We start from the raw sequence: 23,566 nt of genomic DNA on the forward strand, positions 1-23,566 counted from the left end.
ATATATTTAATAATAATGATAAGAAATTCATAATGTTAATATTGATATTAGAAGGGTTATTGATAGGCTGTCTACTCGGTTTGACGGGAGCTGGCGGGGGAATTCTTGCTGTTCCTGCTTTAATGGCAAGCCAAGGTTGGAGTGTTGCACTCGCTGCGCCTGTTGGGCTTCTAGCAATTACAATAGCGGCTTTTATCAGCGTTATTCAAGGGCTTATAAAAAAAAGTATTCGTTATAAAGCCGCAATTTGGATAGCATTATTGAGTATCCCTTCTGCTAAGTATGGTATTTACCTTGCCCATATTGTACCTCCAGTTTGGTTAACGCTTATTTTTAGCCTTGTTATGCTTTATGTCGGGGGGCGTATATTTTTCAATAGGGTTGATGAGCAAAATGATGCACATTGTTTAATTAATACAGAAACTGGGAAATTTATTTGGAACACTAAAACAGCGTTAATCTTTGGGGGGATTGGTGTCATTACAGGATTACTTACTAGTATGCTAGGTGTCGGTGGTGGTTTTATTATTGTTCCTGCATTGCGAAAGTTCACTAATTTGAATATGAAGAGTATTATTGCAACATCGTTAATGGTTATTTTCTGTATTGGTAGTATTAGTATTTTTATTAATGTTTTGAATGGGTTTCAATACCCTAAAGAAATTAGTATTATATTTATTGTCTCTTGTGTCATTGGTTTATTAATCGGTCGATTAATAATGCATTATATTTCCAATAGAACCATTCAAATGCTATTTTCAATTGTTGTTATTCTTGTCGCTTTAGGATTGATTTTATCAGTGCTGATTGAGCTAAAAGTTATTTAAAATATATTTTAAATGTCAATTTGTTTATTTAACATTTCTAATTCATGCGGTATGTCACTATTTTGAATTATCAGTCATTTATTCTTCTTAAAGAAAGTGAAATTGATTTATCTTCAAGCTCAAAACGGTATAATGAATAATCGCATATTTCTCCCTGATAATAGCCAAATGGATTACTAGCCTATTCTTCAGGGGATTCATTAAAGGTTGACTAGTATAATTATGACAAAACAAGATAGCTCAACAACAATAATTGATATAGCAAAACGTGCCAATGTAACCGATATTACCGTCTCTAGAGCATTTAATCATCCTGAGATGGTAAAGAAGGAAACTCGGGATAAAATATTAGCTATAGCACAAGAACTCAATTATGTGCCAAATCTTTTTGCACGTAATCTGAAAAATAAAAATAGCCGTATAATAGGTGTGGTTACTGACAGCACATTTAACCCATTTTATGTTGTGCTTATTCAAACAGTCTCACGCTTAGCGAAAGAAAAAGGCTATCAAGTCATGATTTTTGATTCAGATAGCGATGAAAAAGCAGAGAAAACAGCAATTGAAACGTTAGTCAGTTACAAGGCGAGCGGTATTCTATTATCCCCCGTTCGTGACGATAAAGATTACCAACCAAGTTATTTATCATTAATTGATAAACATAATGTGCCTTTAGTCTTTGTTGACCGGTCAATTTATGGCTATCAAAATAAGTACTCGGGTTTATTTTTGAAAAATTTTGAAATTGGTGCCTTAACAGGAAAATTTCTTAGTCAACAAAATAGCGAAAATACACTTATTGTTTCAGGACCAGAAGGTTCTGAAATTAGTTTGTCTCGTTTAGCGGGTATATATGAAAATTTTCCAAATAGAAAAAATATTAATGTCTTATACAGCAGTTATATGTTTAATAAGAATGATGAAGATTATCTAAGAAGAAAAGTTCAAGAGCTTTATACACCTAATATGTACATCGTTGGGTTAAATGGAATTATTACCGCTGGGATGTATAAAATTATTATAGAATTAGGCCTCTCTTGCCGTTATTTTTCTGTTGATTTACCTCCTTATGCAGATACTTACCATTTATCTATTTCAGGTGTACATCATGACTCGGTATATCTTGGTGAATTAACGACTGAGCTATTGTTTTCTGAGATAGAGCGAGACTCCCATAAAGGTCATAAAACTAAGCAAATATTTGTTGATGGGAAACTTGTTGTTTATGAATAATAGTTAAAGTGTAAGTACAAGTAGGCAGGTAATGATACCTGCCTACTTTAATAGTTATGAGGGGTAATTCATTTAGCGTTTCATTGAGCTAATTAATGTCGCCCCCCAAATAATTAGTCCTTTTACAATATATTGAACATAAGGCGAAATACCTAATAAATTTAAACCGTTATTAAGTACACCTAAGATCATTGCGCCAATGAGTGTGCCAATGATCATACCACGGCCCCCTGCGATTGAGGCACCGCCGAGTACGACTGCAGCAATTGCATCTAACTCAAAGCCTACGCCTGCATTGGGTTGCCCGCTCATGACTCGAGAGGTAAATATTAACCCAGCGAAAGCCGCAGTAAAACCGCTAATGACGTAAACTAACATTTTATAACGTTCAACGCGGATACCACTGAGACGAGCGGCTTCTTCATTACCGCCTATCGCGTAAATATAGCGGCCAAAAGAGACATGATTTAGTACAACATAGAAAATAAGATAAAGGCCAAGCATTAATAAAATAGGAACTTGAATTCCCATTAATTCTTCTCGTCCCCAAAAAGCAAACTCTTGAGGTAATCCTGAAACTGGGTAGCCACCGGTATAAATTAAGGCTAACCCTTTAGCAATAATCATGGCGCCTAAGGTGACAATAATTGGTGGCATTTTACCATAAGCGGCTAAAATCCCATTAATAAAGCCAAAAGCAACACCCGATAATAGTCCAAGAGCGATGGCTGCATAGGGGTCCATGCCATAATATTTCATCAAGCCAGCCATCAAGGTTCCAGACAGCGCCATAACAGCACCAACGGACAAGTCAATTCCACCTGTTAAGATAGCAAATGTCATACCGATAGCGATAATGGCATTAATAGAAACCTGACGAGCAATGGTCGAAAGGTTATTTACAGTTAAAAAATGTTCATTAAAAATGGACATGCAGACAAATAAAAGAATTAAACCAACAAGTGGTAAAAATGCAGGTATTTTTGTTAGCTTAGAAAAACTAAATTTATTTTTAGTTAATGGAATTGCACTTTGATTAGACATAGTCGTTATCCTATATAATATTGCCGGCCGCATGTACCATGATCTGAGTTGAGTTTATTTCGTCTCCAGTTAACTCAGCGGCAATTTCACCATCTCGAAAAACCAAAACTCTATCACTGACACCAATAACTTCTGGTAGCTCCGATGAAATCATAATAATGGAAATTCCTTTTTCAGTTAGAGAGCGCATTAATTGATAAATTTCTGATTTTGCCCCAACATCAATACCTCGAGTGGGTTCGTCGAAAATAAGAATTTTGGCTTGTTTATTTAGCCAGCGAGCAATAACAACTTTTTGCTGGTTTCCACCGCTTAAAGTAGAAACTGCAGTGTGAGGCTCTGGTGTTTTAACTTTTACTTGGGAAATTAAATCAATAGATAAAGTGAGTTCTTTTTTGTTTTGAATTAAAAATAATTTTTGAGCGTGATTGTTTAGCCATATATTTTCTTTAACGGAAAACGGCAATACAAGTCCTTGAGTTTTTCGGCTTTCTGGTAATAAACCGATACCTAATTGCAGTGCAGTCGCAGCTGATTTAACTTTAACTTCTTTGCCTTCTAAAACAACTTTTTTCTTGTAAGCCTTATCAGCACCAATCATGGCAAGAATAGTTTCTGTGCGACCTGAACCGACTAATCCAGCAAGCCCTAAAATTTCACCTTTTTTTAGTTGAAGGTGGTTAGTTGGGCTATATGAAAAACGCTGAACTTCCGCATCTAAGATGACTTCTTGCTCGTTAAATTGGCGTTTATGAGGGTAAATATTTTCAACTTCACGGCCAACCATCATTTCGATAATAACGTCTAAATCTGTTTCATCGACCTTACGCGACCCTATATATTGTCCATCGCGTAGTACACTGATGGTGTCACAGATTTCATAAATCTCTTCTAAATGGTGGGAAATAAAAAACATTCCAACCCCTTTAGCTTTTAAATCGCGCATTACATCGAATAAATGGTTTGCTTCATTGGGGGTTAATGTCGCAGTTGGCTCATCTAACACTAAAATTTTAGCATCCAAAGACAGTGCTTTTGCGATTTCAACAAACTGTTGTTCTGCAATACTTAAATGGCTAATGGGTTCATCAATATTGATGTTTACACCCAGCTCAGCTAGGATTTCCTGCGATTTTTTTCGCATTAATTTTCTATCTAATAAACCAAACTTATTTTTCAGCTCTCTATTTAAAAATATATTTTCAAAAGCATTTAAATAAGGAATAAGAGAAAATTCTTGGAAAATAATACCTACGCCTGCTTTTATTGCATCTCTGTAGTTATTAAAGGTGTGTTCTTTGCCTTCAATCAGAATTTGTCCGCTATCAGGTTTATGTATTCCACATAACACTTTCATTAGCGTTGATTTACCTGCGCCGTTTTCACCTAATAATGCGTGAACCTCCCCCTTTTCTAGGGAGAGATTAATATTATCTAACGCCTTAACCCCAGGGAAAGTTTTACTGACATCTTTTAATGCTAATAATTGCATCATATTGCTTCCCTATATTTCTCAACTGCTTAAAAATGGGTAACAAAGCCATTTGGAATTTTTATTCCAATATGCATTTAATAATTAATATTTATGAAAATGTATTGCACCGAACATCAGAAATACAGGTGCAATACATCGGTTATTGATAACTAACGATTACCAGTGAAAGTCTTTAGCATTTGTTTTGTCAATCAATTTAACATCAATTGGGACTTCTTTAGGGACATTGGCGCCCCAGTATTTTGCTAAGCCCATAGCTAAACCAATACGAACTTGGTCACGAGGGAATTGCGCCGAAGTAGCAATAAATGGCGAGTTACCTTTGGCAATCTCAGCAACCGCTTCAGGAGAACCGTCAACACTCACTAATTTGACATCACGGCCAGAAGACTCAATCGCTGCTAACGCACCTAAAGAACCGACATCGTTAACACTGAAGATCCCATTGAGGGTCGGATTTGCTTGCAACATGTTTTCTGTCACATTCATCGCAGTATCGCGTTCTTGTTTACCGTTCAATTTAGTTACGATTTTAATATTTGGGTATTCTTTCATTGCCGCTTCAAAGCCACGAACACGCTCAAGAATTGGTACAACAGGGATACCATCTAAAATTGCTACTTCGCCTTTGCCGCCTAATGCTTCACCTAAACGTTTGCCCGCCATTAAGCCCGCGTCATAGTTTTTAGAACCGACGAAAGAGTCAATTGGGCCATTTGCTTGTGCATCAATGGCGATAACTACAACTCCGGCTTTTTTCGCAGCCAGTACAGCCGTTTCAGCACCCACGCTATCTGCCGGGTTAATTAACAGAATATCGATTTTTTTCTGTAACATATCTTCGATATCACTGGTTTGTTTTGATACATCATGAGCCGCATCTGAGATATATAGTTGTGCGCCCATATCGCCTGTAGCGCTCTCTAAGGCTTCCTTCATGGTGACGAAATATTCATTGTTTAATTCTTGAAATGACATGCCCACTGAAACTGGCTTAGCGGTAGCGTTAAATGCCATACCTAAAGTCAGTACACTTGCAGCGACAGCTAACTTTTTAAATTTACTCAGCATAAGATGTTCTCCTAAAAGAGCGTTTAATTATATGTAGGGTTTTTACTTATTTAGTGTTTATTTGAATTATCAATTATTACTGCCAGTTAAAACATGTTTATGGCTTGATGACGACTTTAATTGAGTCTGCCGATTTCGCCATGACAAAAGCTTCTTCCCACTCATCGATGGAATAGAAGTGAGTAACGATATCATCAGCGCTAACTAAGCCACGGCTAAACAGGTCTATAGCAACTTCATAACTATATGGGCCTAAGTGGGCTCCGCGGATATCGAGTTCTTTGCGGTCACCAATGATTGACCAGTCAACAGTTGTTTCTTTACCGAATACGCTAAATTCCACGAAACGGCCAAGTTTGCGGATCATTTCTAGTCCTTGAGTAACACCAATTGGCGCGCCCGTTGCTTCAATATAAACATCACAGCCATAGCCTTCCGTCATATCTTTAACTAATTTAATGGCATCTTCTTTCAGTGGGTTGATAACAATATCAGCACCAAATTTCTTTGCTAATTCAAGGCGTTCATCAATCGCATCGATAACAACCAGTTTTTTCGGTGTTTTTAATTTGGCGACTTGGATCATACACAGCCCTAGTGGGCCTGCACCCGCAATGACGACGACGTCATTTAAATCGATATCACCACGGCGTACAGTGTGGATAGCACAAGCCATTGGCTCAATTAATGCGGCATCTTTATCGGATAGTTCATCAGGGATTTTATGGATAATAGCGCGTTCTGAAAAACGCATATATTCAGCCATACCACCGTCGGCAACTTCTTTTTGGAAACCGTAAATATCATGGGTTTCACACATCCAGTATTTACCTGATTTACAGAAACGGCATTCCCAACATGGGACAATTTGTTCTGCTAAGATGCGATCGCCGATTTTCAATTTGAATTTTTCAGCGGAGCCTTCACCTAGCTCAGCAACGCGGCCATAAAACTCATGGCCAGGAACTACTGGGGCTTTGATCCATGGGTCATCACCCCAAAACATTTGAGCACCATCGTTGGCTTTACAGTCACCCGCACAGATCCCGCATCCATCAACTTTGATGACAACTTCTCTAAATCCTGGCGTTGGTCTTTTAATATTTTCAAAGCGATAATCATGTGGGCCATGACAAACAACTGCTTTCATTTTTTCAGGTAGGTTACTCATGTTCTAAGACCTCTTTCTAGTTGTTAACCCTAATGTTGACGTCAACATTAAGCGTTTTTTTATAACGCATTTGCTTTAGTTTTTTAACGCTTAACTATGAACAATGTATGTATGTAAGAAAAATGGTTATTTAATGTTATAGATAAAATAAATTTTTTTTAATATGACGACGTCGTCATTTTTGAAAGTAAGTATCTTAAAAACTAAAATTTGTGATTCAAACCCTAATCTTAGTCACTTAATTGAGTACTTTCATTGGGAAATGAGACTGCCGAAATTGACTCTGTAACATGATGAAAATCATGATAAAAATCTTAATTCATTCCTTGTTTTGTTTTTTTAGAAATGAATATGAAGTCGAGTATAATTATTTTAACTATTTTCAGAAGCGGATATTTCATGCAAAAACATTTCAGCTCACACTTTTGAATGAAAACAAATTTAAACTACATTTAATAAAGAGATATTGAATGGCTAATAGGCCATTATTTTTAATTTATAAAATTTAATTTAAAAAATTAAATAGAGTAATGAGTCATTTTGATACGCTGTCATAATATTTTTTGCAGATATACCTATGGGTATGAAAAAAATAGCTTTATACCTCGTAATTGTATTTTGCCAATTAAACAAAGTATAAAGCTAAATAGAGCCAAAGTTTAACTTCATTTTGTCAATAAAATCATTTTATTACAGCGTAAAGGGTGTGAGGGAGACTCACACCCTTGTGCTAGACAATCATTGGTGCAATGATAAAGCCGAAAGCGACACCGGCAATAATTCCACCTAGCCCTGGTAACATAAAGGGATGATTTAAAATATATTTTCCGACTCGAGTAGACCCAGTAGAGTCGAATTCAATGGCAGCTAATGATGTTGGGTAAGTGGGTAAGACAAATACCCCGGTGACGGCGACAAAAGAGGCCAAAATTGCCCATGTCGGGACATCTAAGGCAATGGCTAATGGAATTATTAACGGTGTTGTGGCACCTTGCGAATATAACAAGGCACAGGTCAAGAACAGAACTAAAGCCAATAAAATAGGATATGCAGATAATACATCTCCCGCGATGGCCTTGATTTGGTCCATATGGGCATCAACAAAAGTGGTACCTAATGTCACAATTCCGAGGATCACTGCAAGAGAACTCATTCCTGAACGGAATGTTGGTGCTAATACAATGGAATCCGGTGATGTTTTACAGAAAACCACCATCAAACATGCTGCACTTAGCATACAAATGATGATGATATCTCGTGTTCCCATCGGCTTACCGATATCAAAACCGGGACGTAATTGTGGGAATGCAGCGAGGATCACGATAGCAATCGTGGCAATAATAAATAGAACAACAGAGAATTTTTCTCTCGTTGTGCTCTCGCCTTTTTTCTCTTCGTATTTATGAACTAAGCCTTTTTGTAAACGTTCTAAATATACCTCATCGTTTTCAAGTTCGCAGCCCTGACGTGATGCAATAAAAGCGGCAACCATGGCAGCAACAAAAGAGGCGGGTAAACAGACTGACATAACCACAATAAACGTGATGCCGTTACCTTCCATAATGGTCAGCATCGCGGCCATTGCGGCACTGATTGGAGAACCGGAAATCGCAATTTGTGAAGCAACCACTGAGCCAGCTAATGTTCTAGATGGTCGGATGCCCGAATCTTTTGCAATTTCTGCTATCACAGGCAGCATAGAAAACACAATGAAACCTGTACCAGCCATGATAGTCATCACCCAAGTGGTGATTGGCGCTATAATGTTTAGATACTTAGGATTTTTACGCATAAATTTACTGGCTAGGCGGACTAGATAATCCATCCCGCCCGCAGCTTGTAATGCAGATGCTGCTACCACAACTGTCATAATAATCAGAATAACATCAACAGGTGGTGAACCTATAGGTAAACCAAATCCGATAGTTAATACCGCTAATCCTAACCCACCACAGAGTCCTATACCTATTCCGCCCATGCGTATACCAAAGAATATTGCACCTAATACAACAATGATTTCTAGCCAAACCATAATCGTCTCCAATAGACAATATATTGTCATTAGTAATATTAAAAAATTAATTTTGATATTTGATATAAGTTAAATATTTTTATTTATCATTAAATTTTGTTTTCCGACTCTGTTTTCATACCAGTGAATACTTGCTCTGACTAATGAGCTGGTTGAGTCGATATATTTATCTGGATAACTATTAATTTCATTTTCAAGAATAACGGGAACCTCGGTGCAGCCAAGAATAATAATTTCAGCGCCTCGGGAAAATAAAATTTCAGCTTGCTTTTTCATAATTGACTCAGCAAATTTTTTATTTCCTGATTTTAATAAATAAATGCTTTCCATTACATTTTCTTGGCTTTTTTTATCAGGGGTAATGCAGTTTAAATGTTTATTCTCTATATTTTTTTGATATAGTCCCATATACATAGTGGCATTTGTTGCAAGTAATCCGATATTTTTTTTCTTGGTTTCTAGTACTTCTTTCATTGTCGTCTCAACAATGCTTAGCATGTCGACATGGCAAAATTTTTTTAGTTCACTAAACCAAAAATGTGCTGTATTACAAGGTATAACAATACATTCGGCCCCGGCACTTTCTAGTTTCTTTAAATAGTCAGTCATTAAAGGTAAAGGTGATTCACCATGGTTTAATAGCGCTTCTGTTCGATCTGGTATATCAGGAATAGATGATATAATTAAAGGGATATGCTCTTGGTCTCTATTTGCTACGGTATAGCTTACAAATTTATTAAATAAATCAACAGTAGCGGCAGGCCCCATACCACCTAATACACCAATTAAACCTTTCATTTTAATACCCCTGCATTTCATTAGCCTTTTTATAAAATAAAAATCAATAAATGCTTATCTTTCTTCATTTATTTAACATATTGGTTAATATTCAAATGATTATTAACTTACTTATTGCTGCTTAACTTGTGGTTAATATTTATCAATGTTTGTCTTGGATGAGAAATGCAAGTAAGTATGGTTTGATGCAAGATACGCATTAAGAACTTTTATTCAAAATAAAAATATTTTTATAAATTGCTCTGAAGGCCTGAATAGGCTAGGTTTTATGAATTAAATAAATTAAATAAAATTTATTTTTGATTTTTGTTAATGTTTTAAATGGTAGGGCTATGCATAATACAAATAACATAACTACAAATCTAGCTTTGTTATTTAACTAGTCATTAACTTAAAATATCAATAAAAATACGTTTTATTTTTTATATTTTAACAGCAAGTCAATTTAAGGCTTAATAAAATGAAAAATATAGAAACAAAATGGCTATATGATTTTTTAACTCTAGAATCATGTCGACATTTTTCTCATGCAGCAGAACAGCGGAGTATTTCTCAGCCCGCATTTAGCCGTCGTATTAAAGCTTTAGAGGAAGCCATTGGCGTTGAATTATTTGATAGAACGACTTCCCCTTTACAGTTGTCTGAAGAGGGCAAAATTTTTCATTCTCAAGCGCGTAGTTTATTACAACAACTGGAATGTAACTTAAATGAACTATCCGGTCACAATGTATTGAGCCTACCGAATATTAAAATTGCTGCCGCTCATTCGCTGTCACTGACATTACTGCCTAAATTGGTTCACGGGCTGTCTGGTTACGGTGAGGAGTTTGTTTACCATGTTGAAGCCATTGATGTGGTGCAAGTTGTGAACACATTGAGAGAAGGGAAAAGTGATTTTATTATCTCATTTTATGATGAAGATTTAATGCAATCCCCATTTTCCTCATTGAATGTATTTGAATCTGAATTATACCCAATTTGTGCAGCGGATGAGCATGGTAAGCCGCTATTTGATATCTACCAACCTCAAGTGCCATTGCTGAATTATACCAGTGCTTCATATATGGGAAGGTTAGTTAATCGTCGGTTAAGTGAATTTGGTGCGATCAATTCGAAAACACTTTTCATGTCATCAATGAGTGAGTTGTTAAAAAATATGGCTTTGGATGGCCATGGAATTGCATGGTTACCCATTTATTCCGTAATGAATGAATTAAAAGAGAAAAAGCTAGTTTGTTTGGAGACCCCTGAATTAACAATACCTATCCAAGCGTATATTTACCGCATGGACACACGGCTAAATAAAACCGCAGAGGACTTTTGGCGCATTTTGAAAAAGAATATCCCTGAGGATTTACGGAATTTATCGTAGTAGAAGGGGCTTTTTCATTATCACCTCTACAATTTGTTAGGCAGAATTTAATTATAGTTGTCTTATTTTTTAAGGGAAGCGAACAAATCAGAGGTGGATAAATCAATGAAATTGTCATTTCCTTGGGAGATAACATGCTATGTCCACCTAAATGGGGCAGATATGAGGGCGAGTTGAATTTAGTTGAGTTGAAATTGGGCGAGTGTTGACCTCAGAGAGGTATAAAGCAAAAACCCGCCTTTTGGGCGGGTTCTTTGAATAAGTGGTGCCCGGACTCGGAATCGAACCAAGGACACGGGGATTTTCAATCCCCTGCTCTACCGACTGAGCTATCCGGGCAACGGAGCGTATTAAACCTGATTTCATTGGTTGAGTCAAGGCGCTTTCAATAAACTTTTGACTGTATGCGCTTTTTTTCAACATGTTAGCTAGTTTTTAATCGAAAACACATAAAATTATTAAGGTTAATGACTAATGCCAGCCTTAAATCAGATTTTGGCTGGCATTCACTATTGGAAAATTTTAACGTAGATAATTTTTCTGTGCTTTATTCACTTTAATGAGGTAATTACGTGACTCTGCAGCAGGGTGCTTAGTGGACAAGGTTTCATACACTTCACCCGGTTCTAAATTATTAATACGCTGCGCAGCTTGCTTTTTATCGCTGTGGAACACCCGCAGAACGCTGCCTGCGCCGCCATTATAGGCGGTAATAACAGCATAGCGGCGTGAGGTTTGGTTACGAATATCGCCTAAGTAGGTGTTTTGCAATATAGCTAAGTAAGCCGTACCCGTATCAATGTTTTTCTCTGGGTCAAATAAATAGCTACGGCTAGGAACACCGGATTTTCCTTGTGAGCGGAAAACATCTTTGCCGGCTGTATTTGGCATAATTTGCATTAAACCAAGCGCATCAGAGCGGCTAACCGCATAAGGGTTGAAACTCGACTCAATTTGCATAATCGCAAGGATTAATGACTCATCTACGCCATATTTGGCCGAGGATTTCTTAATATAAGGTAAATATTTATGAGCCCGTTTATCTAAATGGTTTGGTACTAGTTGCATAGTTACGGACCAAACAACATTCATACCCGATTGGCGGCGCTGCATTTTATTTTCAATCAGATAATCAGCAAACTTTGTGGCTCGCCATTCCCAACGAATCGCTTCACCTGTGTTATCAAGCACTTGGCCAAATAAAAAGGGTTCTTTGCTATGGGGAATGTCATTGATATCAGAATAGAGGTCAATGGAACTTGGGTCGTCTCCCATTAATAAGGTGGTGACAATCGCTTTTTTTAAATACTGTGAAGGTTCTACCGCTGAAATAGTCTCTACAGTAATGGTCCCCGCTTCAAAATTAATATGGCTACGAGTTCGGTACTCATCGGTATATTTAACGTAGTCTTTTGGACCAGCAATTAACACTTCTTTAATGCCCCAAATATTTTCAATATTGTGGGCAAATTGGCCCATTAAGATATTGAACCCATTGGTATCTTTGACATAATCCGGGTTAAAGTCAGGTTTTTGCTTGCTTGAACAAGAGATAATTAGAGGGATCAATAAACTCAGCGCAAATAGTTTTTTCATACGATTCACAGTCTTGGGGCAAAAGTCTACCTACTGAGTAGGTAGACAAACAGATTATTTTTCAGGTGTATAGCCATCAATATGGATGTCATGGCCTTCAAACAAGAACTTAATCATTTCTTGTTCTAACATTTTACGATCATCGGGGTTCATCGTATTGAGTTTCTTTTCATTAATGAGCATGGTCTGCTTAGTCATCCACTGACTCCACGCCTCTTTTGAAATCTCGTTAAAAATACGTTTTCCTAACTCACCTGGGTAAAGCTGAAAATCTTGCCCATCTGCATCACGTTGTAAAAATGTACAAAAAATGGTTCTACTCATTAATTTTTCCTCAAATATCAGGTAGTAAGGCGAGCTGTTTTAGTAAACTTTCAACTGGGGCTGCAAGGCCGATAGTTGCGCCTAGGTGTAAGTTATACCAGAGTCCTTTGCCTTCATCCATGGCAGAATTAAATGCCTGAATGTTAACTTTTACAGGGATAATATCTAAATGAAAATGGCTAAATGTGTGGCGGAAAGAAATTAATTGCTCTAATTGAGAATATTCTAAGCCTGATTCGGCCAGATAATCATTAAGTTGCTCTAAAGAGTCAAACTGTGGGAAGGCAAATAGGCCACCCCAAATGCCAGATGGTGGACGCTGTTCTAGCCACACATTATCGTCGTGCTGCATAATCAAAAACCAAGCACTTCTCTCAGGGATTTTTTGCTTAGGTTTTTTGCCCGGGTAGTTTTGCCATGAATGATTGGCATAGGCCATGCAGCCAAAATTAAGTGGGCACAGCTCGCATTTTGGCTTACTTCGGGTACAGACCATCGCGCCTAAATCCATCATCGCTTGATTAAAAAACTCGACTCCCTCTTTGGGGGTGACATCAGTGCTGATTTCCCACAAACGGTTTTCGACTTCTTTTTTACCCGGCCAGCCATCAACCGCATAAGCGCGAGCTAATACGCGTTTAACATTACCATCTAAAATAGGATAATGCTGTTTTTGCGATAATGATAAAATTGCCCCAGCAGTGGAGCGGCCAACACCGGGCAGCGCGAAAACTTCATCAAATGTAGTGGGAAATGAGCCACCATATTGAGTCGCGATCACTTGAGCGGCTTTATGGAGATTTCGAGCCCGAGCGTAATAGCCGAGCCCTGTCCATAAGTGTAAAACTTCATCAAGAGGTGCGTTGGCAAGGGCGGTGACGTTCTCAAAGCGAGAAATAAATTTCTCAAAATAGGGGATTACCGTACTCACTTGGGTTTGTTGCAGCATAACTTCAGATAACCACACATGGTAGGACGATTTTTCCTGTTGCCATGGCAACGTTTTACGACCGTATTTGTGATACCAGTTGAGTACTGCAGATGAAAATTGTTGAGCTTCCATTAATAATTTTATTTTTTATTGATATTTCCAGTCATGATAGGAATTGCAACATAGACGAAGGGGGCTGTAAACCGCTATTGTGTTGTTTAGTGTAAAGTTAGCGAATTATCAACTGCATCCTTGTGGAAGTTTTGCTAAACTCCGATATCCGCCATGCCTCAAGGGTAAGATTAATCACTATTACTTAGGCATTTAGGGCTGTAAATTGATAGATTTGGTAACAAATCACTTTATAAACTTGATTGTTGGCACATTAACTTAATTGGGCACTCATTTTAGAACCTTTATTATGATCAATAATGTTATCTCCCCCGAATATAATGAAGATGGGCGGGTTATGCGCCGAGTCCGTAGTTTTGTCCGCCGTCAAGGGCGTCTGACAAAACGTCAGGAAGACGCATTAGAAAAAGAATGGGCAGAAAAAGGCATTGATTTTATCAATGAGCCTTTTGATTTTGCCAAAGTATTCAATAACTCAAATCCAGTGACTTTGGAAATTGGTTTTGGGATGGGCGCCTCATTGGTGACCACGGCATCTCAAAATGCAGATAAAAACTTTTTAGGTATTGAAGTTCATGCACCCGGTGTTGGCGCATGTTTAGCATCGGCAAAAGAAGAAAACGTCACTAATTTACGGGTGATGTGCCATGATGCAATAGAAGTTTTAGACTGCATGATCCCAAATGGTAGCCTTGAAATGGTTCAGTTATTTTTCCCTGATCCATGGCATAAAGCGAAACACAATAAGCGTCGTATTGTGCAAGTTCCATTTGCAGAAAAAATTCGCAGCAAACTAGCTATCGGTGGTGTTTTCCATATGGCAACGGATTGGGAGCCTTATGCAGAGCACATGCTTGAAGTGATGACGAGTGTCGAAGGGTATAAAAACTTATCACCATCAGGTGATTACGTTCCTCGTCCAGAAACAAGACCAGAAACAAAATTTGAAAAGCGCGGCCAGCGGTTAGGGCACGGTGTATGGGATTTAATGTTTGAGAGGATCAAATAATGGCTAAACAACCACGTAGTCGTCGTTTACGTAAAAAATTACGCTTGGATGAGTTCCAAGAGTTAGGCTTTACCGTTAAGTGGAGCTTTAAAGAAGGTACGCCGATTGAGGAAGTTGACAGCACCGTTGACCAACTGATTGCAGAAGCGATTGAACCGAATGGTTTAGCGTTTGAAGCTAGTGGCTATATGAGCTGGGAAGGGATCGTTTGCCTGCAAAAAATTGGTAAATGTACCGAAGAGCACCGCCAAATTGTTGAAAATTGGCTAAAATCAAAAGGGATGAATGACGTCGTCGTTTCTGAGCTTTTTGATGTTTGGTGGGAATAATAATTTTATTGAGTAAATCTCAATAAATAAACTGATTTTTCAGTCGATTGAAGAGGCATCCAAAAATTGGGTGCCTTTATTTTCTGTTGCAAATACTATCTGGAGTCAACGTTTTGAGCGCCATGTTTTCTAACCAGCTACTCAACGATATCCTAGACCAAGTTCGCCCACTGATTGGGCAAGGTTGTGTTGCAAATTATATTCCTGCTTTAGGTTGCGTACCTTCCCACCATTTAGGCATTGCGGTATCCACGATTGATGGTGATATTTTCACCGCAGGGGACGCATATCAACGTTTTTCAATTCAATCTATTTCAAAAGTATTAAGCCTCACGCTTGCAATGACACGTTATGAGGAAGAGGAAATTTGGAGCCGCGTAGGTAAAGAACCCTCAGGACTACCCTTTAACTCGTTAATTCAAATTGAAATGGAAAAGGGGATCCCACGAAACCCGTTTATTAATGCGGGGGCAATTGTTATTGCGGATATGCTGCAATCACGCCTAAGCGCACCGAAACAGCGTATGTTGGAGTTTGTCCGAAAGCTATCTTGCGAACCTGATATCAGCTATGACACGGTTGTTGCTCGCTCAGAACTGGAACATGCCAGTCGTAATGCCGCTATTGCTTATCTTATGAAATCTTTTGGGAATTTTGAAAATGATGTTTTAACAGTTCTCGAAACTTATTTTCATTATTGTTCTCTAAGTATGAACTGTGTTGAATTAGCGAGATGTTTTTCCTATTTAACATCGCAAGGAATGTCATCTTGTTCCATTGATCCTATCATCACACCGCTACAATCAAGGCAAATTAATGCATTAATGATGACTTGTGGTATGTATGACGGCTCTGGTGAGTTTGCATTTCGGATAGGAATGCCCGGAAAGTCAGGCGTTGGCGGGGGCATTGTCTGCGTAGTACCAAACCAATTTACTGTTGCGGTTTGGTCACCTGAGCTAGACTCAGCGGGGAACTCTTTAGTCGGCTGTGCGGCTTTAGAATTGCTATCGAAACGAATTGGGCGTTCTGTTTTTTAATTCATGCTCTACTAGGAGATTTTATGTTACGCCGTACATTAATTGCATTTTCACTCCTTGCTTGTGCAACGAGCCAGGCTGCAGACTATAGCTGTTCTGTAACACCAAAGGATGACATCTTTATGACACCTGAAAGTGTGCAAGTCATTGGTGCGAGTGGCGATTTAAAAATTACGCCAAATGGTGATATCACGCTTAACGGTAAAAATATTGCTGCAACAGATGCCCAAAAGCAGCAAGCTATTCGTTACCAAGCCGCTATTCGTCAGGACTTACCTTGGATAAAACAAGAATCAGAAAAAAAATTATCAGCCTCTAGGGAAACGATAGACAAAGTTGTCGTTAAAGTGGTCGGTAGCGATAGCAATATCCGTAACCGGTTAACAAAATTAGAAAAAGAGCTTAATGGGCAAATCAATCAAATTATTGAGACTCGCCCTAGTGGTTATGTGTTTCACCATGAAGCCATGAAAACTGTTGAAACGAAAGGGCGCGAGCTAGTTAATGAAAGCCTAGGTGGTATTTTACAAGACAGCATCAACGAAATGGGGCGCAAGCAATTGTTATCAGGTGGTGACGCCAGTAAAGCGCTACAAGGCATGTTAGGGAACTTAGGTGGGTTACAGCAAGAACTCGAATCAGAATGGAAAAAACAAGAGAAAAGTTTCCAGCAATTTGGCCAACAAGTTTGTTCTAAAGTGACTTCAATAGAACAACAGCGCGCTTCGTTACTTAATTCAATCAAAAGTAGCTGATAGCGCTAAAATCACCAATAACCTTATGAACAGTAATGTATTTTTTGTACATTACTGTTTTTTTATTTAGCGATATTATTGTCATCATCAATTTGTGTGATATTAATTCCATTAATGGGAATGAAAATGAAATTGATTCTTATTTGATTGACATCTAAGCCACTCACTTTACAATGCGGGTTTGGCTTAATGACTAAATTGGGATCATTTAAATGAAAAAATTCATACCTGCTCTACTTGTTTCTGTGTTGTCATTCTCTGCGCCTATCGCTCTAAGCGCTGAATCTACCACTTTCACGCCAAATGCGGTGATAGCGCAAGGTGCGGAGAAAGTAACGATCAAACATCTATCAGGTGAAACTGAAGTCGTGAAAAAACCACAAAAAGTGGTTCTGTTTGATTTTGGTGTTTATGACTCAATGCAAAAACTCGGCTTAGGCGACAAAGTTGTTGCACTCCCAACAGGCAATGCTCCCGCTTATATAAAAGGCAGCATTCCTGCATCAATGGAAAATGCAGGTGGAATGAAACAACCTGATTTAGCCAAAATCGCGCAATTAAAACCTGACCTGATTGTGATCACGGGTCGTCAAGGTAAGTCTTATGATGAGTTATCAAAAATTGCACCCACTATTAATTTAGGTTCTGATAGCAAACACTATATTGATTCTGTGAAAGCCAATATTGGTGTGATTGGCGAACTTTATGGTAACCAAAAAGCGGTTGATGAGCAGTTAGTCCAATTAGATAAAGTCATCGCAGACGCCCAGAAGAAAGCGGCTGATTCCAATAAAAAAGTTTTAGTATTGATGCATAATGACGGCAAATTAATTCCAAATAGCCAAGCCGTTGTTTATAGCGTTGTGAAAGCGCAACGCGCTGACCTACCGGTTGATGAAAGTGCAGATAAAGCAAAACGTCGTGTAGTGGATACCAAAACTATTGCTCAAGCTAATCCAGATGTGATCCTGATTGTTGACCGTAGCGAAGCGATTGGTGCAGGTAAATTGGATAAAACAGTATTTGAAGATAGCAACATTCAAGAAACCAAAGCGTATAAAGATGGCAAAATTACTTACCTGCAATCTGACTTATGGTATTTGTCAGGTGGTGGTTTAGTTAGCTTAACAGAGCAAGTTAATGCGGTGGTGAATGCTCTATAACAGATATCTGCCACTGTCTTATTGATAGTGGCAATATGTATTACCTCAATTGTTATTCTTGTCTATTTCGTTTTTACCTCTAAACAAAAAGCCCACTTTAATTTGAAGTGGGCTTTCATCTAATTTACAAGCGAAATGATTTATAAATGAATGGAATAACCGCTATTCTTCACCTAAAAATAACTCTAATAGAGAATTGAGAAACAATTTTCCATGCTCTGTGATCTGCCATTCATCCGCTGTTTCTGTGATATAACCTTTAGCTAAGGCTTCATCAATAGCCGCTCTAACTGTTGACTCGGGTAACCCGGTATATTGGGTAAACTCAGTTCGAGGCATGGCTTCAAGTAAACGAAAACGGTTCATGAAATATTCAAATGGCCTATCAGAGGCGTCAACATCATAAGATTGATGCATGTATCGGCCTTCCATATAACCTCGAGGATGCTTTGTTTTTACGGTTCGTAAAATTTGCCCATCTTCAAAAGAAATTTTTCCATGAGCGCCACAACCAATACCTAAGTAGTCACCAAAGCGCCAGTAGTTGAGGTTGTGTTGGCATTGGTAACCGGGTTTAGCATAGGCAGATGTTTCATATTGCTGATAACCTGCCGCACTCAATAATTTATGGCCTTCGGTATAAATATCCCACAGCGTATCGTCATCGGGTAATACTGGAGGACGTGAGCCAAATTGGGTGTTTGGTTCAATGGTTAATTGGTACCAAGACAGGTGTGGAGGTGCAAGTTCAATGGCTTGGCGCAGGTCAGATAAACCTTCAACTTGAGTTTGCGCAGGTAACCCGTGCATTAAATCGAGGTTAAAGCTTCTTAAATTAAGATTGGTGGCTAACTGAGCGGCGCGCTTCGCTTCATCAGCGCCATGAATACGGCCTAAAGTGATTAACTTGTCATTACCGAAGCTTTGTACGCCAATAGAAATACGGTTGATCCCCGCTGCTTGGTAACCAGCAAAACGGTCAGCCTCAACAGTACCGGGGTTGGCTTCCATGGTGACTTCCGCATGAGGGTCTAGAACAACTCGCTGACGTACGCCATCCATTAAGGCCTGCATTGACTCTGCAGTTAATAAACTGGGCGTTCCACCCCCAATAAAAATGGTTTTTACCGAACGCCCAGCAACTAATTTTGCATCAATGTCTAAATCGGCCAATAAGTGCGCCACATATTCTTGCTGAGGGATTTCTCCTTTAAGTGTGTGTGAGTTGAAGTCACAATAAGGGCACTTTTGCACACACCAAGGGATATGGATATACAGGCTCAGCGGAGGTAATTTAAGCATTCTTTAGCACATCCAACATCATTGTGAGTGCTCTTCCACGATGTGAAACGGCTTGTTTTTCTGCTTTAGTTAACTCTGCTGAGGTGCAACCTAATTCAGGAACATAAAATATTGGGTCATAACCGAAGCCACCTTGGCCTTTGCGTTCATGAGTTATGACACCGTGCCAGCGACCATGAAAAACCAACGGCGTTGGGTCTTCTGCATGGCGTAAATAGACTAATACACAGTTGAATTGAGCCTGACGTTGGTCATCAGGCACATTTTTCATTGCTTCTAATAGCTTAACTAGGTTTTGCTCGTCTGTTGCTTCTTCACCTGCGTAGCGGGCAGAGTAAATTCCCGGCGCGCCACCGAGGGCATCAACGGAAATTCCTGAATCATCAGCAATTGCGGGTAACCCGGTTTGCGCTGCTGCATGGCGCGCTTTTAGGATCGCATTCTCAATAAAGGTTAAGCCCGTTTCTTCTGCGGACTCAACACCTAATGAGGTTTGAGCGACGATATCCATCCCAAAATCACGTAGTAGGTCAGCTAACTCATTCACTTTTCCCGGGTTACCGGTGGCTAAAACAACTTTTTGCATTATTTAAAACTCGTTTTTACATAATACCAATGGAATACATCATTGCAGTTAATGATGGGTCAATCATCAGTGAAATATCAACACGCAAATAATTCAGAGCGATTAAAATAAACATGACAATCATTGCGGAGAAATCTAACCCGCCCATCGCAGGGATGATTCGGCGAATTGGTGCCATTAAAGGTTCTGTTAATTGGTACAATAAATAATCTACAGGGTTACGGCCTTGGCTAACCCAGCTTAAAATCGCACGGATTAAAATCATCCAAAAAATCAATTTACCAGTATAGGTTAATAATAAAATCAGCCCCATAGGCAGAATGCTTACACCTAAAATTGGGAGTAAGTTAGTCGCCCACATACCAAAGATAATGGCTGCAATCGCTAAAATAAACGCAACAACGACAGATGCGGTATCTATCGCACCAAAAGAAGGAATGACTCGGCGCAATGGTGCGACAATAGGTTGTGTTGCTTTAACGACAAATTTAGAAAAAGGGTTATAGAAATCTGCACGTACCCACTGCATCCATACGCGCAGTAGTAATACAAAAATGTACAGTTGGATCAGGGTCGTAACGACGAATACTAAGGTCTGCATGGTGAGTTCCGCGATTAATTTAAAAAAGTTTTTCCATTTCTTCAGCTCTATTTATTGCGCTTTGCATTGCATCGGCAACAATCTGCGGAAGATTTCCATTATAAAATTGCTCTAAAGCCATCGCGGTGGTACCGCCTTTAGAGGTGACTTGTTCACGTAGAGTCGAAAAAGCCGTATCGTTTTGCGACTTAGCAAGCTCTACAGCTCCTTCAATCGCATGAAGAACAAGGTCTCTAGCTTGCTGTTTATCATAACCGAGTTGTTCCGCTTTTTGTTGCATCGATTCCATAAATAGAAAGAAATAAGCCGGAGAGCTACCAGTAATAGCAATAATGTTATTGATTTCTTGCTCTTGTTGGCACCAAATCGTTGAGCCGACACTCTGCATCAGTTCTTGTGCAAATTGTTTGTCTTGCTCTGAAACTTTCCCTTGAGCAAATAGCCCACTAACGCCTTTCCCTACCAATGATGGTGTGTTTGGCATGATGCGTACTACATTCAGCGAATGAGCGAAATAGTCGTTATAACGTTCAGCTGGGATCCCAGCCGCAATGGTGAGGATTAATTTTTGCTCAAAATCAGCCGCATTTTGTAGTGGTTCACATACTTCTTTCATCATTTGCGGCTTAACAGCAAGGACAATCACATCTGCAGCTTTAACAGCGGCTAAGTTATCATCACTGCTGATAATGCCATATTGTTCAGCCAGTTTTTCTCGACGTACAGGCGTAGGAGAACACACCGTGATCATCGATGCTGGGTAGCCATGATTAACCAGCCCAGCAATGATGGCATGCGCCATATTTCCGGCGCCGATGAAGGCAATTTTACGATGTTGCATTCTGTTCTCCTATTTATGGGTGATATTGGCGCGCGCCAAAAATAGCGGTTCCTATGCGAACAAGTGTTGAACCGCAATGGATTGCTGCGCGCATGTCGTCAGTCATCCCCATTGAAAGCGTGTCAACTGTGGGATAAGTAATTTGTAATTGCTTAAATGCCTCATTCATTTGATGAAACACCGCACATTGGCGCTCATAATCCGTTTCAGGTGCAGGGATTGTCATTAGCCCGCGTAACACTAGGTTTGGCATAGTAGCGACCTGTGCAGCAAGTTCTGCGACTTCTGCTAGTGTTATACCCGATTTACTGTTTTCATCGCTGATATTAATTTGGATTAGCACATTGAGAGGGGCTTTTTCACTAGGACGTTGGTCATTTAAGCGCTGGGCAATTTTCGCTCTGTCTAAGGTATGGAACCAGTCAAAATGTTCAGCGACAAGGCGGCTTTTATTTGACTGTAACGGGCCAATAAAATGCCAAATAAGGTCATTTCTGTTCGAAAAATATTGAATTTTTTCAACACCTTCTTGAACATAATTTTCACCAAATTGGCGCTGACCTGCCTCAATGGCTTCTAAAATAGCTTCACAAGGTTTTGTTTTACTTACCGCGAGTAGCGTAATGTCTTGTGGTGAGCGCTGACACTCTGCGGCAGCATGCTCAATACGCGCGGTGACATCAGAGATATTATTTTGAATGGTCATTGTTTTATTCAATATAGTTTATTCAATACTATTTTATTCATGTCATACATGAACAGCGACTGTTGACCATAGTGTAAAGCAAATTACATCAGAGCGGCACCTTTGCATGAGATTAAGGCGAAAAATAACCTCATATTCGTGTAAATTTAAAGATGTTGCTCAAACCAGCTTTCAAGGATCACTACGGCAGAGGCTGAATCCACTTTGCCCTTACTGAGTGCGCGATAACCACCTTGTTCAAAAAGACCTGCTTTTGCTTCAACAGTGGAAAGACGTTCATCATGTAATTCGACTTTAACACCAAAACGGCCATGAATGCGATTTGCAAAATTACGGGCTTGGCTTGTAACGAGTTGCTCGGTACCATCCATATTAAGGGGAAGTCCAACAATAACCAACTGAGGTTGCCATTCTTTAAGTAACTTTTCGATTTGTTGCCAATCAGGGCGGCCGTCACTCGCTTTTAGTGAGGTTAATGGTCGTGCAGTACCTGTAATTTCTTGTCCAACCGCTACACCGATGCTTTTGGTTCCAAAATCAAAGGCTAACAAAGTTCTTCCAGACATTAAGCATGCCCCGCTTGCATTGAAATGGTATAAATATCAACACCAATTAATTTAGCCGCAGCGCTCCAGCGCTCATGAATGGGGGTGTTAAAAATAAGCTGAGGAGAAGCTTCGACAGTTAGCCAGCTATTTTCCATAATTTCCCGTTCAAGTTGGCCAGGTTCCCAGCTTGCATAACCTAGCGCAACTAATGAGTTTGCAGGTGAGTGCTCACTTCCTAACGTTTCTAAAATGTCTTTTGACGTTGTCACCATCACTTCATCATTTAAATGCAGGCTAGATAAAAAGCCCTTAATTGGTGTGTGTAAGATAAACCCATGCTCTTCTGCAACTGGGCCACCTGCGATGACTGGCTTTTTTAAATTACGATCATCAACTTTATCTGAAATTGTGATTTCGAGTTTTTTGAGCATCGTATCGACGGAAAAGTCATCAATAGGTTTGTTAATCACAATCCCCATCGCCCCTTTTTCGTTGTGCTCACACACATAAACGACCGATTGTTCAAAATAAGGGTCTGTTAAGGATGGCATGGCGATAAGAAAATGGTTTTGCAGATTCAAACTTAGACTCCAGCAAATTTAATCATAATTAATAGAATACAATAAAAGGTTAGATTATAGGTGGTAGAGCAAACTGATG

At 39.1% G+C, this 23,566-nt stretch carries 24 protein-coding genes and 1 tRNA gene; 8 read left to right on the forward strand and 17 right to left on the reverse strand.

What is annotated here, in order from left to right:
* The first annotated feature begins 32 nt into the window (after nucleotides 1–32).
* Nucleotides 33–827: a sulfite exporter TauE/SafE family protein gene (locus M1E86_RS04320; RefSeq protein WP_426099264.1), complete on the forward strand. Its 795-nt coding sequence runs from the start codon at nucleotides 33–35 to the stop codon at nucleotides 825–827.
* Nucleotides 828–1,049: 222 nt separating this feature from the next.
* A complete protein-coding gene (locus tag M1E86_RS04325) occupies nucleotides 1,050–2,060 on the forward strand; it encodes a LacI family DNA-binding transcriptional regulator (RefSeq protein WP_213912883.1) in 1,011 nt (336 codons plus the stop codon).
* A gap of 72 nt (nucleotides 2,061–2,132) precedes the next feature.
* Here M1E86_RS04325 and M1E86_RS04330 read toward each other — a convergent pair whose 3' ends face one another.
* The 6 genes from M1E86_RS04330 to M1E86_RS04355 form a co-directional block, all read right to left on the reverse strand.
* On the reverse strand, nucleotides 2,133–3,104 hold the full coding sequence (locus tag M1E86_RS04330) for an ABC transporter permease (protein WP_004905244.1): 972 nt from the start codon (nucleotides 3,102–3,104) through the stop codon (nucleotides 2,133–2,135).
* Nucleotides 3,105–3,114: 10 nt separating this feature from the next.
* Entirely contained in the window at nucleotides 3,115–4,599 is a 1,485-nt protein-coding gene (locus M1E86_RS04335; RefSeq protein ID WP_248467732.1) for a sugar ABC transporter ATP-binding protein, read from the reverse strand.
* Between the two features lie 156 nt (nucleotides 4,600–4,755).
* The gene (locus tag M1E86_RS04340; RefSeq protein WP_370661211.1) at nucleotides 4,756–5,616 is read right to left on the reverse strand and encodes an ABC transporter substrate-binding protein; all 861 of its coding nucleotides are present in this window, start codon (nucleotides 5,614–5,616) and stop codon (nucleotides 4,756–4,758) included.
* Between the two features lie 151 nt (nucleotides 5,617–5,767).
* Entirely contained in the window at nucleotides 5,768–6,841 is a 1,074-nt protein-coding gene (locus M1E86_RS04345; protein WP_248467733.1) for a zinc-binding dehydrogenase, read from the reverse strand.
* 730 nt (nucleotides 6,842–7,571) lie between these two features.
* On the reverse strand, nucleotides 7,572–8,873 hold the full coding sequence (locus M1E86_RS04350) for an anaerobic C4-dicarboxylate transporter (RefSeq protein ID WP_094963063.1): 1,302 nt from the start codon (nucleotides 8,871–8,873) through the stop codon (nucleotides 7,572–7,574).
* Between the two features lie 69 nt (nucleotides 8,874–8,942).
* Nucleotides 8,943–9,671, reverse strand: coding sequence for an aspartate/glutamate racemase family protein (locus M1E86_RS04355; protein ID WP_248467735.1), 729 nt, complete (start codon nucleotides 9,669–9,671; stop codon nucleotides 8,943–8,945).
* 460 nt (nucleotides 9,672–10,131) lie between these two features.
* On the opposite strand from M1E86_RS04355, the gene hypT reads away from it, so the two are divergent.
* On the forward strand, nucleotides 10,132–11,043 hold the full coding sequence (gene hypT, locus M1E86_RS04360; RefSeq protein WP_285315902.1) for a hypochlorite stress DNA-binding transcriptional regulator HypT: 912 nt from the start codon (nucleotides 10,132–10,134) through the stop codon (nucleotides 11,041–11,043).
* 263 nt (nucleotides 11,044–11,306) lie between these two features.
* On the opposite strand, the gene M1E86_RS04365 is transcribed toward hypT, so the two are convergent.
* The 4 genes from M1E86_RS04365 to mutY all read right to left on the reverse strand — a co-directional run bounded on the left by M1E86_RS04365 (nucleotide 11,307) and on the right by mutY (nucleotide 14,026).
* Nucleotides 11,307–11,382 (reverse strand) — tRNA-Phe (locus M1E86_RS04365).
* 183 nt (nucleotides 11,383–11,565) lie between these two features.
* Nucleotides 11,566–12,639, reverse strand: a complete 1,074-nt coding sequence (mltC, locus tag M1E86_RS04370) for a membrane-bound lytic murein transglycosylase MltC (RefSeq protein WP_213912882.1) — start codon at nucleotides 12,637–12,639, stop codon at nucleotides 11,566–11,568.
* A 54-nt stretch (nucleotides 12,640–12,693) separates the two neighbouring features.
* Entirely contained in the window at nucleotides 12,694–12,963 is a 270-nt protein-coding gene (locus M1E86_RS04375; RefSeq protein ID WP_004264665.1) for an oxidative damage protection protein, read from the reverse strand.
* 10 nt (nucleotides 12,964–12,973) lie between these two features.
* The gene (mutY, locus tag M1E86_RS04380) at nucleotides 12,974–14,026 is read right to left on the reverse strand and encodes an A/G-specific adenine glycosylase (RefSeq protein WP_125893704.1); all 1,053 of its coding nucleotides are present in this window, start codon (nucleotides 14,024–14,026) and stop codon (nucleotides 12,974–12,976) included.
* 289 nt (nucleotides 14,027–14,315) lie between these two features.
* Here mutY and trmB point away from each other — a divergent pair, with 289 nt between their 5' ends.
* The 5 genes from trmB to M1E86_RS04405 all read left to right on the forward strand — a co-directional run bounded on the left by trmB (nucleotide 14,316) and on the right by M1E86_RS04405 (nucleotide 18,322).
* Nucleotides 14,316–15,035 (forward strand): tRNA (guanosine(46)-N7)-methyltransferase TrmB, encoded by a 720-nt coding sequence (gene trmB, locus M1E86_RS04385; RefSeq protein ID WP_213912881.1) that lies wholly within the window; start codon nucleotides 14,316–14,318, stop codon nucleotides 15,033–15,035.
* Complete coding sequence (locus M1E86_RS04390) at nucleotides 15,035–15,364, forward strand: YggL family protein (RefSeq protein WP_004914167.1); 330 nt, start codon at nucleotides 15,035–15,037, stop codon at nucleotides 15,362–15,364. The genes trmB and M1E86_RS04390 overlap by 1 nt, the downstream gene beginning before the upstream one ends.
* 113 nt (nucleotides 15,365–15,477) lie before the next feature.
* A complete protein-coding gene (gene glsB / locus M1E86_RS04395; protein WP_094962054.1) occupies nucleotides 15,478–16,404 on the forward strand; it encodes a glutaminase B in 927 nt (308 codons plus the stop codon).
* Nucleotides 16,405–16,427: 23 nt separating this feature from the next.
* Nucleotides 16,428–17,159, forward strand: coding sequence for a DUF2884 domain-containing protein (locus M1E86_RS04400; protein ID WP_213912880.1), 732 nt, complete (start codon nucleotides 16,428–16,430; stop codon nucleotides 17,157–17,159).
* 212 nt (nucleotides 17,160–17,371) lie between these two features.
* Nucleotides 17,372–18,322, forward strand: coding sequence for a siderophore ABC transporter substrate-binding protein (locus M1E86_RS04405; protein WP_125893698.1), 951 nt, complete (start codon nucleotides 17,372–17,374; stop codon nucleotides 18,320–18,322).
* 162 nt (nucleotides 18,323–18,484) lie between these two features.
* On the opposite strand, the gene hemW is transcribed toward M1E86_RS04405, so the two are convergent.
* The 7 genes from hemW to M1E86_RS04440 all read right to left on the reverse strand — a co-directional run bounded on the left by hemW (nucleotide 18,485) and on the right by M1E86_RS04440 (nucleotide 23,487).
* The gene (gene hemW, locus M1E86_RS04410; RefSeq protein WP_213912879.1) at nucleotides 18,485–19,624 is read right to left on the reverse strand and encodes a radical SAM family heme chaperone HemW; all 1,140 of its coding nucleotides are present in this window, start codon (nucleotides 19,622–19,624) and stop codon (nucleotides 18,485–18,487) included.
* The gene (locus M1E86_RS04415) at nucleotides 19,617–20,210 is read right to left on the reverse strand and encodes an XTP/dITP diphosphatase (protein WP_125893694.1); all 594 of its coding nucleotides are present in this window, start codon (nucleotides 20,208–20,210) and stop codon (nucleotides 19,617–19,619) included. The genes hemW and M1E86_RS04415 overlap by 8 nt, the downstream gene beginning before the upstream one ends.
* Nucleotides 20,211–20,226: 16 nt before the next feature.
* Nucleotides 20,227–20,811 (reverse strand): YggT family protein, encoded by a 585-nt coding sequence (locus M1E86_RS04420; protein ID WP_102139769.1) that lies wholly within the window; start codon nucleotides 20,809–20,811, stop codon nucleotides 20,227–20,229.
* A gap of 19 nt (nucleotides 20,812–20,830) precedes the next feature.
* Complete coding sequence (gene proC / locus M1E86_RS04425; RefSeq protein WP_213912878.1) at nucleotides 20,831–21,652, reverse strand: pyrroline-5-carboxylate reductase; 822 nt, start codon at nucleotides 21,650–21,652, stop codon at nucleotides 20,831–20,833.
* A gap of 13 nt (nucleotides 21,653–21,665) precedes the next feature.
* Nucleotides 21,666–22,358, reverse strand: a complete 693-nt coding sequence (locus M1E86_RS04430) for a YggS family pyridoxal phosphate-dependent enzyme (RefSeq protein ID WP_125893690.1) — start codon at nucleotides 22,356–22,358, stop codon at nucleotides 21,666–21,668.
* Between the two features lie 146 nt (nucleotides 22,359–22,504).
* Nucleotides 22,505–22,924 carry a Holliday junction resolvase RuvX gene (gene ruvX / locus M1E86_RS04435; protein ID WP_125893688.1) on the reverse strand — a complete coding sequence of 140 codons (420 nt, stop codon included), beginning with the start codon at nucleotides 22,922–22,924 and terminating at the stop codon, nucleotides 22,505–22,507.
* Nucleotides 22,924–23,487, reverse strand: coding sequence for a YqgE/AlgH family protein (locus M1E86_RS04440; RefSeq protein WP_125893686.1), 564 nt, complete (start codon nucleotides 23,485–23,487; stop codon nucleotides 22,924–22,926). The genes ruvX and M1E86_RS04440 overlap by 1 nt, the downstream gene beginning before the upstream one ends.
* Nucleotides 23,488–23,566: the final 79 nt, after the last annotated feature.

Source organism: Providencia sp. PROV200 (genome assembly GCF_049901995.1).
Lineage (GTDB): Bacteria > Pseudomonadota > Gammaproteobacteria > Enterobacterales > Enterobacteriaceae > Providencia > Providencia rettgeri_E.

What these genes read in the sequence shown, in the direction of transcription:
- M1E86_RS04420 (WP_102139769.1), bottom strand. Translation starts at nt 20,811, where the DNA reads ATGCAGACCTTAGTATTCGTCGTTACGACCCTGATCCAACTGTACATT.
- mltC (WP_213912882.1), bottom strand. Translation starts at nt 12,639, where the DNA reads ATGAAAAAACTATTTGCGCTGAGTTTATTGATCCCTCTAATTATCTCT.
- M1E86_RS04405 (WP_125893698.1), top strand. Translation starts at nt 17,372, where the DNA reads ATGAAAAAATTCATACCTGCTCTACTTGTTTCTGTGTTGTCATTCTCT.
- M1E86_RS04350 (WP_094963063.1), bottom strand. Translation starts at nt 8,873, where the DNA reads ATGGTTTGGCTAGAAATCATTGTTGTATTAGGTGCAATATTCTTTGGT.
- M1E86_RS04430 (WP_125893690.1), bottom strand. Translation starts at nt 22,358, where the DNA reads ATGACCATTCAAAATAATATCTCTGATGTCACCGCGCGTATTGAGCAT.
- M1E86_RS04390 (WP_004914167.1), top strand. Translation starts at nt 15,035, where the DNA reads ATGGCTAAACAACCACGTAGTCGTCGTTTACGTAAAAAATTACGCTTG.
- M1E86_RS04345 (WP_248467733.1), bottom strand. Translation starts at nt 6,841, where the DNA reads ATGAGTAACCTACCTGAAAAAATGAAAGCAGTTGTTTGTCATGGCCCA.
- mutY (WP_125893704.1), bottom strand. Translation starts at nt 14,026, where the DNA reads ATGGAAGCTCAACAATTTTCATCTGCAGTACTCAACTGGTATCACAAA.
- M1E86_RS04340 (WP_370661211.1), bottom strand. Translation starts at nt 5,616, where the DNA reads ATGGCATTTAACGCTACCGCTAAGCCAGTTTCAGTGGGCATGTCATTT.
- M1E86_RS04325 (WP_213912883.1), top strand. Translation starts at nt 1,050, where the DNA reads ATGACAAAACAAGATAGCTCAACAACAATAATTGATATAGCAAAACGT.
- ruvX (WP_125893688.1), bottom strand. Translation starts at nt 22,924, where the DNA reads ATGTCTGGAAGAACTTTGTTAGCCTTTGATTTTGGAACCAAAAGCATC.
- M1E86_RS04330 (WP_004905244.1), bottom strand. Translation starts at nt 3,104, where the DNA reads ATGTCTAATCAAAGTGCAATTCCATTAACTAAAAATAAATTTAGTTTT.
- trmB (WP_213912881.1), top strand. Translation starts at nt 14,316, where the DNA reads ATGATCAATAATGTTATCTCCCCCGAATATAATGAAGATGGGCGGGTT.
- M1E86_RS04335 (WP_248467732.1), bottom strand. Translation starts at nt 4,599, where the DNA reads ATGATGCAATTATTAGCATTAAAAGATGTCAGTAAAACTTTCCCTGGG.
- M1E86_RS04355 (WP_248467735.1), bottom strand. Translation starts at nt 9,671, where the DNA reads ATGAAAGGTTTAATTGGTGTATTAGGTGGTATGGGGCCTGCCGCTACT.
- hemW (WP_213912879.1), bottom strand. Translation starts at nt 19,624, where the DNA reads ATGCTTAAATTACCTCCGCTGAGCCTGTATATCCATATCCCTTGGTGT.
- M1E86_RS04415 (WP_125893694.1), bottom strand. Translation starts at nt 20,210, where the DNA reads ATGCAAAAAGTTGTTTTAGCCACCGGTAACCCGGGAAAAGTGAATGAG.
- M1E86_RS04375 (WP_004264665.1), bottom strand. Translation starts at nt 12,963, where the DNA reads ATGAGTAGAACCATTTTTTGTACATTTTTACAACGTGATGCAGATGGG.
- proC (WP_213912878.1), bottom strand. Translation starts at nt 21,652, where the DNA reads ATGCAACATCGTAAAATTGCCTTCATCGGCGCCGGAAATATGGCGCAT.
- M1E86_RS04320 (WP_426099264.1), top strand. Translation starts at nt 33, where the DNA reads ATGTTAATATTGATATTAGAAGGGTTATTGATAGGCTGTCTACTCGGT.
- hypT (WP_285315902.1), top strand. Translation starts at nt 10,132, where the DNA reads ATGAAAAATATAGAAACAAAATGGCTATATGATTTTTTAACTCTAGAA.
- M1E86_RS04400 (WP_213912880.1), top strand. Translation starts at nt 16,428, where the DNA reads ATGTTACGCCGTACATTAATTGCATTTTCACTCCTTGCTTGTGCAACG.